At 63.7% G+C, this 15,470-nt stretch carries 13 protein-coding genes and 1 riboswitch; of the genes, 11 read left to right on the top strand and 2 right to left on the bottom strand.

Annotation, left to right across the window (positions count from 1 at the left end; translation table 11 throughout):
- Positions 1-114: 114 nt before the first annotated feature.
- A complete protein-coding gene (thiB, locus tag V6765_RS15705) occupies positions 115-1,125 on the bottom strand; it encodes a thiamine ABC transporter substrate binding subunit (protein ID WP_448430409.1) in 1,011 nt (336 codons plus the stop codon).
- 36 nt (positions 1,126-1,161) lie between these two features.
- Positions 1,162-1,260: riboswitch (TPP riboswitch) on the bottom strand.
- A 228-nt stretch (positions 1,261-1,488) separates the two neighbouring features.
- Between thiB and V6765_RS15700 the strand changes: the two genes are divergently transcribed.
- The 5 genes from V6765_RS15700 to V6765_RS15680 all read left to right on the top strand — a co-directional run bounded on the left by V6765_RS15700 (position 1,489) and on the right by V6765_RS15680 (position 7,158).
- The gene (locus V6765_RS15700) at positions 1,489-1,926 is read left to right on the top strand and encodes an FKBP-type peptidyl-prolyl cis-trans isomerase (protein WP_018064943.1); all 438 of its coding nucleotides are present in this window, start codon (positions 1,489-1,491) and stop codon (positions 1,924-1,926) included.
- A 373-nt stretch (positions 1,927-2,299) separates the two neighbouring features.
- Positions 2,300-3,919, top strand: a complete 1,620-nt coding sequence (locus tag V6765_RS15695) for a glucan biosynthesis protein (RefSeq protein WP_448430407.1) — start codon at positions 2,300-2,302, stop codon at positions 3,917-3,919.
- Positions 3,903-4,079, top strand: coding sequence for a hypothetical protein (locus V6765_RS15690; protein ID WP_448430405.1), 177 nt, complete (start codon positions 3,903-3,905; stop codon positions 4,077-4,079). Before V6765_RS15695 ends, V6765_RS15690 begins: the two co-directional genes overlap by 17 nt.
- 74 nt (positions 4,080-4,153) lie before the next feature.
- A complete protein-coding gene (mdoH, locus tag V6765_RS15685; protein WP_448430403.1) occupies positions 4,154-5,965 on the top strand; it encodes a glucans biosynthesis glucosyltransferase MdoH in 1,812 nt (603 codons plus the stop codon).
- A 5-nt stretch (positions 5,966-5,970) separates the two neighbouring features.
- A complete protein-coding gene (locus V6765_RS15680; protein WP_448430401.1) occupies positions 5,971-7,158 on the top strand; it encodes an OpgC family protein in 1,188 nt (395 codons plus the stop codon).
- Here the strand turns inward: V6765_RS15680 and V6765_RS15675 are convergent.
- Entirely contained in the window at positions 7,150-8,661 is a 1,512-nt protein-coding gene (locus tag V6765_RS15675) for an MDR family MFS transporter (protein WP_448430926.1), read from the bottom strand. The genes V6765_RS15680 and V6765_RS15675 overlap by 9 nt on opposite strands.
- Positions 8,662-8,782: 121 nt before the next feature.
- Here V6765_RS15675 and V6765_RS15670 point away from each other — a divergent pair, with 121 nt between their 5' ends.
- From V6765_RS15670 to V6765_RS15645, 6 genes are all read left to right on the top strand, one after another.
- Positions 8,783-9,325, top strand: a complete 543-nt coding sequence (locus V6765_RS15670; RefSeq protein ID WP_448430399.1) for a MarR family winged helix-turn-helix transcriptional regulator — start codon at positions 8,783-8,785, stop codon at positions 9,323-9,325.
- Between the two features lie 99 nt (positions 9,326-9,424).
- Positions 9,425-10,075, top strand: a complete 651-nt coding sequence (locus V6765_RS15665) for a thiamine diphosphokinase (RefSeq protein ID WP_448430397.1) — start codon at positions 9,425-9,427, stop codon at positions 10,073-10,075.
- Positions 10,076-10,081: 6 nt separating this feature from the next.
- Entirely contained in the window at positions 10,082-11,899 is a 1,818-nt protein-coding gene (locus V6765_RS15660) for an ABC-F family ATP-binding cassette domain-containing protein (RefSeq protein WP_448430395.1), read from the top strand.
- Positions 11,899-12,453 (top strand): gamma-glutamylcyclotransferase family protein, encoded by a 555-nt coding sequence (locus tag V6765_RS15655; RefSeq protein ID WP_448430393.1) that lies wholly within the window; start codon positions 11,899-11,901, stop codon positions 12,451-12,453. The genes V6765_RS15660 and V6765_RS15655 overlap by 1 nt, the downstream gene beginning before the upstream one ends.
- A 59-nt stretch (positions 12,454-12,512) precedes the next feature.
- Positions 12,513-13,691: an AI-2E family transporter gene (locus V6765_RS15650; protein WP_448430391.1), complete on the top strand. Its 1,179-nt coding sequence runs from the start codon at positions 12,513-12,515 to the stop codon at positions 13,689-13,691.
- A gap of 224 nt (positions 13,692-13,915) precedes the next feature.
- Positions 13,916-15,442 carry a sugar ABC transporter ATP-binding protein gene (locus V6765_RS15645; RefSeq protein WP_448430389.1) on the top strand — a complete coding sequence of 509 codons (1,527 nt, stop codon included), beginning with the start codon at positions 13,916-13,918 and terminating at the stop codon, positions 15,440-15,442.
- Positions 15,443-15,470: the final 28 nt, after the last annotated feature.

Genomic DNA, 15,470 nt, shown 5'->3' with positions numbered 1-15,470 from the left:
GACATCTCTCCCCTCCGGGGCGAGAAGATTGGGGGGCTATGCGGCGCGGTTCGCCGCACTGCGCCGGAGGCGAGGTAGCCTCGCGCTCGCGCCTCACCGCCGGACCTATCGCTCTCACCGCGCGCTCATGGCGTTCAGCCATTCGTCGATCCATTTCTGGCGGTTTTCGGCGACGACGCCGGGGGCAAATTGCAGGGTCTTTTGCGGTTTGACGGCGTTTTCGAAGGCGGCGGGCAGCGGTTCGCTGGTCGCGGCCGCCGGCATCATCCAGTTATGGGTCGGGATCGCGTCCTGGAAGCCGGGGGTCAGGATGAATTCGAGGAAGGACCTTGCAAGGTCGGGATCATCGGCCATCGTCGTCATGCCGGCGACCTCGATCTGGATGTAGAGCCCGTCCTGGAAATCGATCGCCTTGTAGCGGCCGCTCCCCTCCTCGATCTCGTGATAGGCCGGCGATGTGGTGTAGGACAGCACCATTGGCGCCTCGCCGCTGGTGAACAGGCCGTAAGCCTCCGACCAGCCCGGCGCGACCGTCAGAATCCGGTCGGAGAGTTTTTCCCATTGGGCGGCAGCGTCATCGCCATAGACCGATTTCATCCACAACAGCATGCCGAGGCCCGGCGTCGAGGTGCGCGGGTCCTCGATCACCAGTTTCTGGTCGGCGGGGCCGTTCACCAGTTCGTCGAGCGTTGTCGGCGGGTTGTCGATGCTTTCGGTATCGTAGACGATGTCGAACCAGCCGTAATCGAACGGCACGAAGATATCGTCGGAAAAGCCGCCGGGGATATCGGCCGCCTCGGTCGAGACGCCGGATTTTGCGAAGAAGCCGGTTTCCTTCGCCTCGTGCACAAGATTGTTGTCGAGGCCCAGAACGATATCGGCCGGGCTCGATTGGCCTTCGAGCTTCAGCCGGTTGAGGAGCGCAACGCCGTCCTCGACGCTGACGAATTTCAGCGTGCAGCCGCAGGTCTTCTCGAAGGCTTCCTTCACCAACGGCCCGGGTCCCCATTCGGCATCGAAGCTTTCATAGGTATAGACGGTGAGGACCTTGTTCTCCTGAGCGCCTGCCGGCAGCGCCGGAAGGGCCGCAAGCGCGAGAATGGCGATGGTCGTGCGATAGGTCATGACGCCTCCTTGTGTTCGGTACTGAAGGGGAAAACGGCGTCCTGCGCGTCTAATCCCTCCGCCGGTGCTAGCCGGATCAGGTTCTTCGGGTTGGCCGCAGGCCTCTCAGCGAAAATCGCACCCCGTTAGAGCTGACCAAACACCTATCGCGGCGGTCCCGGCATTTCAAGAGGCGCACGATTTGAAAAAACGGCCCGGAAGCACTAGGTAGAGGGCGTGTCCGGCGTGCCGGACGAAAAGTCGGTCGTCATGCGAAATAAAGCGTGTCGGCTCATCCTTCAGGGGCGAAAGCACTCTGGAAAACCGAAAACGGCGCGGCCGATCTCGGCCAGCGTGCAGTGTTTCAAGGAAGGAGCACACGAGATGACAGAAGCAAAAGCGGGCGATACCGTTCGTATTCACTACACCGGAACTCTCAATGACGGTTCGACCTTCGACAGTTCCGAAGGCCGCCAGCCGCTGGAATTCACCGTCGGCGCCGGCCAGATCATTCCCGGCCTCGACCGCGAGATCGCCGGCATGAATGTTGGCGACAGCCGCGACGTGAAGGTCGATTCCAGCGAAGCCTATGGCCCCCATGACCCGCAGAAGGTGCAGGTCGTGCCGCGCTCCGCCATGCCGCAGGAAGTGGAAGTTGCCCCCGGCATGCAGCTTCAGGCGCGCACGCCCGACGGCCAGACCGTGCCGCTGATCGTGACCAAGGTCGAGGAACAGGAAGTCACCGTCGACGCCAATCATCCGCTCGCGGGCCAGGATTTGAATTTTGCCGTCGAACTGGTCGAGATCGTGAAGGCCGCCTGATCAGGGCCTTCCGCGCCGTTTTCGAACTATGTGAAAATATTGCGGCGCGAAGGTGGCACATTGCCATGATTTTGCCATTCTTTGGCTGAATGGCTTTGCTAATAATGGGCTGGTACGCAAATGTGTGTGTCAGCCCTTTTTGATGAGCCATCCCCATGCCGGATTCCCGGAACGTCTATTTTATCGATCGAAAATATTCTTCTTCAGCGATGGAACCGAAACGGGCCTGCCTCGTTTGTGACTCGTCCGCGCCCGTCTGGGGACGGGCGTTCGCGCAACCGCGCCTGCGCGCTTCCGGCGGGCGAAGGGAATGAGTATGCTGCTCTGCACCATTTCATTTTATCTATCCATTTAAAGCCAACGGGATTTACGCATGAAGAGACGAACCTTTCTGGCCCAGACCGCGGTCGGCGTGCTCGCTCTTTCGGGGGTGGGCGGCAAGGCCTTCGCGCAGCAGGCGGTCGAGCCGGGAAAGATGCCGGAAGCCAATGCAACGGTCGAGGCGTCAGCGCCGCCTCCTGACGCGTTCAATTTCGACACGCTTACCGAACAGATGAAGGCCAAGGCCGGGGAGGCTTACGAGGAGCCCTCCCAGGAGGTCCCCGAACCGTTCCGGGACCTTCAATATGATGATTACCGCGCGATCCGCTACGATCCCAACAAGGCGATCTGGCGCGACCAGTCCGATTTTCAGCTTCAGGCCTTCGCGCTCGGCTGGCTGTTCAAGACGCCGGTCGATATCTACGAGGTCGCCGACGGCGTTGCGCAGAAACTCGAGTTCACCGGCGATGACTTCATCTACCGCGCGCCGCTCGACGTCGAGCAGTTTCATGGCGTCAAGCTGCCGGGGGTCGCGGGCTTCCGGATCAACTATCCGCTGAACCGCCCGGAAGTTTCCGACGAGCTGATCTCGTTCCTGGGCTCGTCCTATTTCCGCGCGCTCGGCCAGAACAATCTCTATGGCCTTTCGGCGCGCGGCCTTGCGATCAATACCGCGACCAGCCAGGGCGAGGAGTTTCCGCGCTTTTCCGCCTTCTACATCATGCGGCCGGGCACGGAGAAGGACAAGATCACCGTTTTTGCGGCGCTTGATGGTCCGAGCGTGACCGGCGCCTACCGTTTCGTGATCACGCCGGGCAAGAATACGCGCATGGATGTCACCGCGCGACTCTTTTTCCGGAACGATATCGAGCGTCTCGGCGTTGCCCCTATGACTTCCATGTTCCTGTTCGGTCCCGCCAACCATCATGCCTTTGATGATTATCGGGAGCGGGTCCACGACAGCGAGGGTCTCAAGATCGTGCGTGCCGACGGCACCGAGCTTTGGCGCAATCTGCAGAATGCCAAGACGCTCGCCAATTCGTTCTTTGGCGAGACCAATCCGCGGGCGTTCGGCCTCTACCAGCGCCATCGCGGGTTCGAGGATTATCAGGACGCCGAGGCCCATTACGAGCGGCGGCCGTCGCTTCTGGTGGAGCCGGCCGGAAACTGGGGCAAGGGCACGATTTCGCTGGTCGAGATCCCGACCGACAAGGAAGTCAACGACAATATCGTCTGCTTCTGGCAGCCGGAAGCGCCCGCCAAGAAAGGCGGATCGGCCGAGTTCGGCTACCGGCTGACCTGGGGCGCGATCGAGGAAGACCAGGCCCGGCTTGCCCGCGTTGTCGATATCCGCAGTGGCGAAGGCGGCGTATCGGGCGTAGCCAATGACGATGACGACGTGCGCAAGCTCGTGGTCGATTTTGCCGGCGGCCCGCTGGATGACATGGCGCCCGGCTCGGAACTGCAGGAGCGCCTGCACATTACCAATGGCGAGGTCGTGCATTCCACGGTCTCGGCGATCAGAGGCCAGGGCGTCTGGCGTCTGGCAATCGATATCAAGCCCGCCGGCGACGCGCCGGTGGAAATTGTCGGGGCGCTGACGGACGGCAGCCGCGACGTGAGTGAAATCTGGTTATATCAGTGGAGAAAAGGCGATGACCAACCAAATTGACGGGTCGGATCAGAACATGGAATTCAGCCGGTTTCTTCCGGCGTCCGCGCCGCTTCCCATGCCCGAGCAGCTTTTGGAGCGCCCGCGCCGCCGCGGCGTGATCGCGACGATCCTGTCGCCGGTTCTCGTGTGGCAGCGTCCGCGCTCGGCACGGCTCTAGGAACCGGAAGGTAACTTTTCCGGGCGGCCTTCCGTTTTCAACGGTGAGGCCCGCAAGGACCAAAGGGATAACCGATGCTGGCCTTCAGACGGACCTTTTCGATCGTATTCGCCGCAATCATCGCGATTGCGGCGTCTCGCATCGCGATGGACGTTTTCTTCGCCGACGGCGCCGACTGGGTCGACTTCGTGCGGATCGCGCTGTGCGCTGCGACCGCCGCTTGGATCGCCTGGGGCGCTGCACTCGGCATCGGCGGCCTTATCGGCCGCAGGTTCAAGACGCCGCCGCGCGCCTCGCTTGCCGAAAGCGGCCAGGCGGCAAAGACCGCCATCCTGATTCCGGTCTACAATGAAGACCCGCGCGCGACGTTCTCGTCGGCCGCCGCCATGGCGCATTCGCTGGCGCAAACGCCCTATGCCGGGCTTTTCGACATCGCCATCCTCTCCGACAGCCGCGATCCCGAGGTGATTGCGCAGGAGGAGGCGTGGTTCCTCACCCTTCACGCCGACATGCCGCGCGGGATCGACGCATATTATCGCCGCCGCACCGACAATAGCGGCAAGAAAGCCGGCAATATCGGCGATTTCGTCCGCCGCCACGGCGCGCGCTACCCCTATATGCTGATCCTCGACGCCGACAGCCTGATGGAAGGCGAGACGATCGTGGAAATGCTGCGCCGGATGGAAGCCGATCCGCGGCTTGGCCTCTTGCAAACGCTGCCCAAGATCATCGCGTCGAAGACCTGGTTCGCTCGTGCGCTGCAGTTTTCCGCCGGCCTGTTTTCGCCGATGTTCACCCGCGGCCTTGCCCGTATCCAGGGCGAGGAAGGCCCGTTCTGGGGCCACAACGCCATGGTGCGCACAAACGCCTTTGCCGAAAGCTGCGGGCTGCCGGCGCTTTCCGGCGCGCCGCCCTTTGGCGGACATATCCTGAGCCATGACTATGTCGAGGCGGCGCTCCTCAGGCGTCGAGGCTGGATCGTGCGGGTCGACCCCGATCTTGAGGGCTCTTACGAGGAAGGGCCGCAGAACGCGATCGACTATGCCAAGCGCGACCGCCGCTGGTGCCAAGGCAATCTCCAGCATATCCGCCTTGTGACCGCGCCCGGCCTGCATGGCTGGAACCGCTTCACCTTTCTGCAGGGCGTGATGGCCTATATCAGCTCGCCGCTGTGGATGGCGTTCATTGCCGCCTCGATTGTCGCGCCCCTGTTTGCGCCCGCGATCGACTATTTTCCAAGCCCCTATCTGCCGGCGATCTTTCCGCGCGCCGAGACGGCGCTTGCGGTGACGCTGCTGGTGGGCGTCGGCGGGCTTCTGATCGGGCCGAAACTGCTGATCGCGTTGCGCGCCGGGCTTTCCGGCGAGGCCCGCCGTTTCGGCGGATTTTTCCGGGTGTTCCTCTCCACGCTGGTCGAGATCATCTGGTCTTCGCTGCTTGCGCCAATCACGCTGATGTACCAGAGCCGCTCGGTGATGCAGGTTATCTTCGGCATGGATGGCGGCTGGCCGTCCTCCGACCGCGAGGGCCAAACTCTGAAATTCGGCGAGGCTTTCCGGGCAAGCTGGTGGATCGTGCTGACCGGCATTCTGACGCTCGTCGGCTCGTGGACGCTCGCGCCGGACCTGTTCTGGTGGCTGACGCCGATTGCCGGCCCGCAGATCATCGCCCCGCTGCTGATCGCCGCAAGCTCATCGCCGGCAAGCGGTCGGTTCGCCTATCGCTGCCAGCTGTTCCGCACCCCCGAGGAACTGGCGCGTCCGGCCATCGTCAGGGAACGCGACCGCGTTCTTGCGCGTTGGAAGGAGAGACCCGCTGTTGACCGGGAGACCGCCGCGCCGAGGACGGATGCAATCGAGCCCGCCTATTCGGCCGCGCAGGGATAACGCCTTTGGACGCAAACAGGAGCAATGCCGCCGCCCCGGCGGCGCCGGTGAAAAGCAAGCGCGATCCGCGCCTCGATGTTCTGCGCGGCCTGGCGCTGATCATCATCTTCATCGACCATGTGCCAGAAAACCTCTATTCGTTCTACACGATGCGAATGTACGGGTTTTCCGATGCCGCCGAAGCCTTCGTGCTGATTTCGGGCATTTCGGCCGGCCTTGCCTATAGCGGCCGGTTCGTCGCGGGTTCGCTGATGGAGACGGCCAAACGCATCTGGCGGCGGGCGGGCACGATCTATGGCGCGCATCTGTTTTCCACGCTTGTCGTGCTGGCGCTTGCAACGCCGTTTCTGGTGCGCTTCGGCATGGAGGAATTCGCCGAGCTGAACGGGCTTTCGTGGCTGTGGGAACAGCCGCTCGGCACGGTCGCAGGCTCCGCCCTGCTCACCTACCAGGTCAGCTATTTCAACATCCTGCCGCTTTATATCGTGCTGTTTGCGGCCCTGCCGGCGCTGCTATTGCTCGGCAAGCGCAGTATCAGCCTGATGCTGTCAGTCTCGTTCGCGGTCTGGCTGGTGGCGCGCTATTTCGAGATCCGGCTGCCGGCCTATCCGGCCGACTGGGCGTGGTTCTTCAATCCGTTCTGTTGGCAATTGCTGTTTGCGATCGGCCTTGCGGTCGGCATCGCCAACCGGCGCGGCAAGGCGCTGGTCGCGTTTCATCCCGCGCTTTACGCCGCGTCCGTCGCCTTCGTGGTCTATTCGGTGTGGTGGCGGCTGATCGGGGAGTATAATTTCCCCTTCCCCGCCTTCATGCCGGACTTCATCGCCGATACCAGCAAGGAATGGCTCAGCCTGCCCCGTATCGCCCACATTCTGGCGCTCGCCTATATCGTGGTCTACATGCCGGGGCTCAAGCGTTTCCTGTCGCTCCCGGTGTTCGAGCCCATCAATGTCATGGGTCGGGCGAGCCTCGCCACCTTCGTCACCGGCTCACTGACCGCCTTCGCGTTTCAGATCCTGCGCGAAATGACCGGAATCACGCTCCTGGGAGATAGTATGTTGCTGCTGGCGGGCATCGCGATCCAGTATTTCGCCGCCCGCACCGCACTTGCCCGCGCCGGCAAGGCCAAGGCGGCTGTGATACCGCCCGCGATCACGCCACCGCCGGAGGCCGCCATCAAGCGGTCAGGCTGATTCCGCAGCCTGCGCCGGCGCGCCAAGGAGCACGGGCCGCAGCGCAAGGGCTGCGACAAGACCGACCATACAGACGGCGGCCGCAAACATGAACAGCATGGTGAACGTGTCGCCGTAGCCGCCGATCGCCAGCGCGCGGGCGGGTTCCGGCAGCGCGGCAATGGCTGTCGGCGAAAGATCGGTAAGCGCGCCGACGCCCGGTATGATCGCGGAGCGGCCGAGGCCATGGGCCAGGATCGCGCCATAGATGGAAATGCCGGCCGACGCGCCCACCATGCGCGACAGCGTCACCGTGCCGGTGGCCGCTCCGACATCGCCGCCGCGCGCGGCGTTTTGAACGCCGAGCACCGGCACCTGCTGGCCGAAGCCGATGCCGAGCCCGTGCAGGCCGAGGATCAGCGCCATCAGCGCCAGCGACGCGGAAACGGCAAACAGCGAAAGCGTCACAAAGGCCAGCGTCGAGAGCGACAGGCCGAGAATGGCAAGCGGCCGGTATCGTCCGGTGATCGACATTAACCGCCCGCCGGTGAGCGCGCCGACAGCCAGACCAATGGTGACCGGAATGAAGAACAGGCCCGCCGCCGTGGGCGATAGCCCGTGAACGGTCTGCAGGAACAAAGCGAGATAATTGACCATGCCGATGGCGATGCTGCCGCTGGCAATCGAGATGATCAGAAGCAGGACCACGGTTCGGTTTGAAAACAGCGAAAGCGGGATCATCGGCTCGGGCGCGCGCCGTTCCACCATCACCCACAAGCCGGTGAGCACGGCGACCGCGGCCACCACGCCGAGGCTTGCCGGCGACAGCATCGAGCCGAAGATTTCGCCGGAATCGCACCACAGCACGATCCCCGTCACCATCAGCGCCAGAAGCAGCGCGCCGAGGAAATCGATCTTCGGCTTGCGCCCGGTTTTGCGATTGGGGAGCAGAATATGGAGGCCCGCAAGCACGACGAGCCCGACCGGCAGGTTGACGAGAAAGATCGAGCGCCAGCCGAAGGCGGCCGTCATCGTGCCGCCAAGGATCGGGCCGAGCGCGCCCGACGTCATCAGCACAAGGCTGGCATAGCTCTGGTACTTGGCCCGTTCGCGCGCGGGAAACAGGTCGGCGTTGAGCGAGAAGATCGACACCATCAGCCCGCCGCCGCCGAAGCCCTGGAGAACGCGCGCGGCAATCAGCGTGTTCATCGAGACCGCAAGCCCGCAGGTCAGCGATCCGACCAGAAAGATCACGATCGCCGCCATCAGCACATATTTTCGCCCGATAAGATCGCCAAGCTTGCCGTAGATCGGCATCACCGCACAGGAGGCCAGCAGATAGGCGGAGGCGACCCAGCCGAAGCGTTCGACGGCGCCGAACTCGCCGACGATCGTCGGCAGCGCGGTGGAGACGATCTGGTTGTCGAGCGTTGCCAGGAACATCGACATCAGCAGGAACAGGAAGGCGATGACGCGACGGCGCGGATGTTCGACCAGCGAGACGAACTGGCTCTGTTGGTCCATGGGCGGGGCAGTCTCGGTGGAGCGCATCGCCGATACATGTGCTGAAAGCAAGTATTTGTCAACAGCATGGATATGCACTATGCATGTTTCAAAATTTCCGATGATCTGATAGACAGGAAGCATGGACGAAAAGCGCGACACGACACCCCCCGGCCAGGCCGACGCCATGGACCGGATTTCCGACGCCATGACGCAGCAGCGGCTGATGATGCGCCGCCGCATCATCGGGCGGATCGCGATCGCCAATGTCGCGCCGGCGCTGGAGATCACCCATCTCGATGTGCTCGACGTGGTCTATCGCGCCGGCGAAGACGACCGCGCGACGATCGGCTCGGTTGCCGAAGGCATGCGCATCGACCCCTCGCGCGCCAGCCGCATCGTCGCCGAACTCGTTTCCCAGAATGTGCTGGAACGCCGCGTATGCCAGAATGACGCTCGCCGTTCGATCCTGGTGATCACGGCGAAGGGCAAGGTGCTGCTGAACGAGGTTCACGCAGTCAAGCGGCGGCTTCTCGAAGGCGTCACGGAAAACTGGTCGGCCGAGGACCTTGATGCGTTCTCCAGGCTCTATCAGCGCTTCGTCAACGGCCTCGAGGACTACGCCCGCATCCATGCCGCCGGCGAAGCCTCCGAGATCGCGCCCAAGGCCCGCTCGGCCAGTTAGACAACAGGCGGGATCCATGAGCCCTGTGGGCTCTTTCCAGTCTCACGCGCCGCCTGACCGCCCTTCCCTTTGCGCCCGATCCGCTCTATTGCGTAGGCGATGAACGAGACCTTCACGATATTGCTGGGCGGTGCGCTTGCGGTTGATGACCGGGTGCTGGCGCTTGTGGCAGGAAGCCGAGTGATCGCCGCAGATGGCGGCATGCGCCATGCCGGGGTGCTTGGCGTGCAACCGGAAGTCTGGGTCGGGGATTTTGATTCCACCGATGCCGATCTGGTGGCCCGCTTTCCCGAGATCACACGCAAGAGCTTTCCGCCCGCCAAGAACTTGACGGATGGCGCGCTCGCCGTCGAGGAAGCGCTGGAGCGGGGTGCCGCGCGGATCGTGATGGCCGGCGCGCTGCAGGGCGAGCGCACCGATCACGGACTGATGAACCTGCTGCTCGCCGTGCGGCTCGCCGGCGATGGCATCGAGATCGTGCTGACGTCGGGCGAAGAAGAGGCCCATCCGCTGCTTGCCGGGGAAACGGTGGTGGAGATGCCGGAAGGTGCGCTGTTCTCCGTGCTCGGCGTCTCAGACCTCGCCGGGCTTTCGATCGACAACGCCGTCTACCCGCTTGAGGACTTCGCCCTGCCCTTTGGTGCTGCGCGCGGCGTCTCGAACAAGGCGAAGGGCGGGCCGGTGCGCTTCGGCTTGAAAAACGGATCGGGGATCATCATTCTCCGGCCGCATGATTTTTCGGGAGTATGAGGCTTTATGCCGCCGATTTTGAAACTGGACGATATTCATCTGAGCTTCGGCGGAACGCCGCTGCTGGCCGGCGCGGGCCTGCAGGTCGAGCCGGGCGACCGGATCTGTCTTGTCGGGCGCAACGGATCGGGCAAATCGACGCTTCTGAAGATCGCCGCCGGCCTGGTCGAGGCGCAGTCCGGGGAAATCTTCCGCCAGCCCTCGGCCACCATCCGCTATCTCGAACAGGCGCCGGATTTTTCCGGCTATGCCACGGTCGAGGCCTATGTCGCTGCCGGTCTTGCGCCCGGTGACGAGCATTACCGCGCCGACTACATGATGGAGCATCTCGGCATTTCGCCCTCGGCCGACCCGAGAAAGCTTTCCGGCGGCGAGGCGCGCCGTGCGGCCCTTGCCCGGGTGCTGGCGCCCGAGCCGGATATCCTGCTGCTCGACGAGCCGACCAACCATCTCGACCTCACCACCATCGAATGGCTGGAAGAGGAGCTTGCCGGCACCCGCTCGGCCATGGTGCTGATCTCGCATGACCGGCGCTTCCTCGAAAACGTCTCGACCGCCACCGTCTGGCTCGACCGCGGCATCGCGCGCCGGATGGACCGGGGCTTTGCCCATTTCGAGGAGTGGCGCGACAAGGTGCTGGAGGAGGAAGAGGCCGAGCAGCACAAGCTCGCCCGCGCAATCGTGCGCGAGGAACACTGGCTGCGCTACGGCGTCACCGCCAGGCGCAAGCGCAACATGCGCCGCCTCGGCGAACTGCACGACATGCGCGCCCGCCACCGCGGCCATCAGGGCCCGCAGGGTACGGTCAACGCAACGGTCAGCGATGTGCGCGAAAGCGGCAAGCTGGTGATCGAGGCCGAAAACATCACCAAATCCTTCGGCGACCGCGCGATCGTGAAGCCGTTTTCGCTGAGGGTGTCGCGCGGCGCCCGCATCGGTCTCGTCGGCCCGAACGGGGCTGGCAAGACCACGCTTTTGAAGATGCTGACCGGCCAGCTTGCGCCCGACAGCGGCTTTGTGCGCCTCGGCGTCAATCTGGAAATCGCGGTGATCGACCAGAAGCGCGAGGAGCTCGATCCCGACGACACGCTGGCGCATTACCTCACCGACGGGCGCGGCGACACGCTACTGGTCAATGGCGAGCAACGTCATGTCGCGGGCTACATGAAGGACTTCCTGTTCCAGCCCGAACAGGCGCGCACGCCGATCCGAAACCTTTCCGGCGGCGAGCGCGCGCGGCTGATGCTCGCCCGCATCCTGGCGAAACCTTCCAACCTGCTGATCCTCGACGAGCCAACCAACGATCTCGATATCGAGACGCTGGACCTGCTGCAGGAGATCGTCGCCGGTTTTGCCGGCAGCGTCATCCTCGTCTCCCATGACCGCGACTTTCTCGACCGCACCGTCACCTCGACGATCGCGCCGGCCAACCCGCTGTCGCCGGATGGCGAATGGCTGGAATATGCCGGCGGCTATTCCGACATGATGGCGCAGCGCAAGGGTGCTGCCGCCGAAGCGAAGGCGGCCGAAAAGAAGGAAAAACAGGCCGCCCGGGAGAAGGCTGCGCCCGAGCCGGCCAAGGCAAAAGGAAAACTTTCCTACAAGCAGAAATTCGCGCTGGAAAACCTGCCGAAGGAAATGGCGAAGATCGAGGCGGATATCGCCAGGCTCGAGGAACGTATGGCCGATCCGCAGTTCTTTGCCCGCGACCCGGATGGTTTCTCCAAGGCCGCGAAAGTGCTGGAACGCGAGCGCGAAACACTGGCCGCCAAGGAAGAGGAATGGCTGGAGCTGGAAATGCTGCGCGAGGAACTGGAAGGCTGATGGCCCTCCTCTATTTCGCCTATGGCTCCAACATGCTGACCGAACGGCTGACGCGGCGCTGTCCGTCGGCAAGACCGGTCGGCCCCGCCGTGCTGGAGAACCACGCGCTCGCCTTTTCCAAGATCGGCAATGAAGGATCCGGCAAGGCAACGATCGTGGAGCGGCCAGGCGAGGCAGTGTTCGGCGTGGTGTTCACGCTCGACCTGAACGAACGCGATCTGCTTGATGCGTTCGAGGGCAAAGGCAAGGGCTATGACCGCACCGATGACTGCGCGGTGCGCCTCCTGAAGGACGATGCGACGGTCTCAGCCTGTACCTACAAGGCCCCGCCCGCCTTTCGCGATCCGACGCTGCTGCCCTTTGACTGGTATCATGCGCTGGTGGTTGCCGGCGCGCGCCAGCACGATCTGCCGGCGGATTACGTCGCCCGGCTCACCGCCGCCCCTTGCCGCGTCGATCCCGACCCTTCGCGTCCGTCCGGTGTGGAGGCGAGAGAGGTTCTGGCCAGCGCGGGCTTTGAAGGCGACGGGGCTTTTGCTGGCTATCGACCTTGAAAGGCGATATGGGGGCAGCATAGATAATGCCGGGCTGTCCGACGAGAAAGAAACAGGCGATGGATCAGAAACCGCATCACAGGACGCAAAGCTGGATCGGCACGGCAGCCGCCGCCCGCGCGCCGCTGATCCCCTCGGTCACCGCCGCGCGCTGGCTGCTGCTCGGCGTGGCGCTCGCCGCGATCTATTTCTTTCACGGCTTTCTGGTGCCGGTGCTGGCGGCGCTGATCATCGCCTTTGCCTCGCAGCCCGTTTATCGCAAGCTTGACCGCCGGCTTGGCGGGCGGCGCAAGATTTCCGCCGCGATCGCGATCTTCCTGATCCTGCTGTTTTTGATCCTGCCGATCGTGTTCGCGGTGATCTACATGTCGCGCGAGCTCGAGGCCTGGATCACCTGGGCTGCGGAGGCCAACCGCGTCGGCGCGCCGGTGCCCGACTGGATTTACAACCTGCCCGCCATCGGCGCATGGGTTGCGGCGAAGTGGCAGGAATATCTCGGCCAGCCCGGCGATATCGGACAACTGATCCAGGCCGTCAGCGGCGAGAATATCGGCAGCATCTATCGCACCGCCCTGTTCGTCGGCGGCCGGGTGTTCGGTCTGGCGCTGGCGGCGCTGTTCATGCTGATCGCGCTGTTCTTCCTCTACAAGGACGGCGACAAGTTCGCAGCCCAGCTCGACATGATCGGCGAGCGGCTGTTTCCCGATCGCTGGTACCGGATCTCGCGCGTGGTGCCGGCGACCATCTCCTCGACCGTCACCGGCATGACGCTGATTGCCATGGGCGAGGGCATCGTGCTTGGCACGGCCTACTATCTGGCCGGCGTGCCGAATTTCGTGTCCTTCGGCCTTTTGACGGCGGTGATGGCGATGGTGCCGGGCGGCGCGCCGCTGACCTTCACGCTGATCTCCGCCTATCTGGTGGCGCGCGGCACACCGATCCACGGCATCGCGCTGTTCGCCTGGGGCACGATCGAGCTTTTCATCGTCGACAAGACGCTGCGGCCGCGCCTTGTCGGCGGGCCGATCAAGCTGCCCTTCCTGCCGACCTTTTTCGGCCTTGTCGGCGGGGTCAAGACCATGGGGCTGATCGGGCTGTTCGTCGGCCCGGTGCTGATGGCGCTGATCGTCGCGATCTGGCGCGAATGGGTGCTGGAGGCAAACCTCGCCGCCGCCGAGAAGCCGGCCGAGGCCGAGCCCCCGCCTTCGCAAGGCCCGACCGCAATTAGCCAGGACTGAACCCGCATCGCCTGAACCCGCCTCCTGGAGTCATTTGCGACGGCGAAAGATGCTTTACGTACATCATTTTTCCCGCTAGGCTCATCAGGGAAAGGGCAGCCGTCGCCGCAAGGGCGAAGCCGCGCCCGTTTTGCGCTGCTCGGGAAGGCGGCGCGGAGGACCATCTTCCGGCGCGGCGCGCCGGAGAGAAATGAGCGCTTCAAGACCGGCGCCTGGGGAGGATCATGATTGAGAAAGCGGGCGGAAACGCCGCTATTCTGCAGACCGAGGGGCTTAGAAAATCCTTCGGCCCGATCGAGGTGCTGCACGGCATCGATCTTTCCGTTCGCGCCGGCGAAATTCATGCCGTGATCGGCGAAAACGGCGCCGGCAAATCCACGCTGATGCGCCTTCTGGCCGGCAATCTGAAACCCTCGGCCGGCTCCGTGAAGGTCGACGGCGCGCCGGTTAGTTTCGAAAACCCTGTCGAGGCGGAAGCCGCCGGCATCGTGCTGGTGCATCAGGAAATCCTGCTCGCGCCCGATCTCACCGTCGCCCAGAACATTTTCCTCGGCCGGGAGGTCCGCCGCGGCCTTGCCGTCAATGACCGGGTGATGAACGCCGAGGCTCACAAGGCGCTCCTTGAACTCGGCGCCGATATCGCGCCCGATACCCCCGTTTCCAGGCTCTCGATCGCCAAGCGCCAGCTCGTGCAAATCGCCCGCGTGCTGTTGACCCCGCACCGGGTGGTGATCTTCGACGAGCCGACCGCCTCGCTGACGCCGTTCGAGACCGAGGCGCTCTTGAAGGTCATCCGCGCGATTCGCGACCGCGGCGTCGCCGTGCTATTCATCTCCCACCGCCTCAACGAGGTGAAGGCGATCGCCGACACGGTGACCGTTCTCCGCGACGGCCAGTTGATCGCCAGCCGCGACGCCGATACGCTCGAGCCCGCCGACATGGCGAGGCTGATGGTCGGCCGCGACGTCTCCAAGCTTTACCCCGACCGCGCCCATGACGGCGCCGGCCTGCCGGTGCTGGAGGTCGAGGACTTTACCGTGCCGGGCTATGCCGAACGCTGTTCCTTCACGCTGAACAAGGGCGAAATCCTCGGTTTTGCCGGCCTGATCGGGGCCGGGCGCACAGAGCTGATGGAAGGGTTGCTGGGGCTCAAACCCGGCAGGGGCACGGTGCGGCTGAATGGCCGGTCGGTCAACTTCAATGCCCCGATCGCAGCCCTTCGCTCCGGCATCGTCTATCTTTCCGAGGACCGCAAGGGCAAGGGACTGCTCTTGACCAAGGACCTTCGAACCAACCTCACGCTTTCCGCTCTCGAGCGGTTCACGAAGAACCTTCAGGTCGACCGCAAGGCCGAGGACAAGGCGCTTGACGAGGCGATCCGCGATTTCGATATCCGCACCGGTTCGAAGGAACTTGCCGCCGGCGAACTGTCGGGCGGCAACCAGCAGAAGCTGCTGCTTGCCAAGATGATGCTGCTCGAACCCGAGATCGTGATCATCGACGAGCCGACGCGCGGCATCGACATCGGCAACAAGGAACAGATCTATAAATTCATCGCCGACCTTGCCCGAAACGGGCATTCGATCATCGTGGTCTCCTCGGAAATGCCGGAACTGATCGGCCTTTGCGACCGGATCGTGGTGATGCGTTCGGGCGAGATCGCCGGCGAGGTGACGGGAGAGGACATGAACGAAAACGAGATCGTGGTGCTGGCGACCGGCGTTTCCGGCAAGCGGGAGATGGCGTCGTGAGCGGGCAGGCTGAAACCAATTCCGGCTT

The sequence above is a fragment of the Martelella sp. FOR1707 genome, from assembly GCF_053484265.1.
The sequence above is the reverse complement of the archived record's forward strand: the minus strand, read 5'-3'. Positions and strand labels throughout refer to the sequence as shown.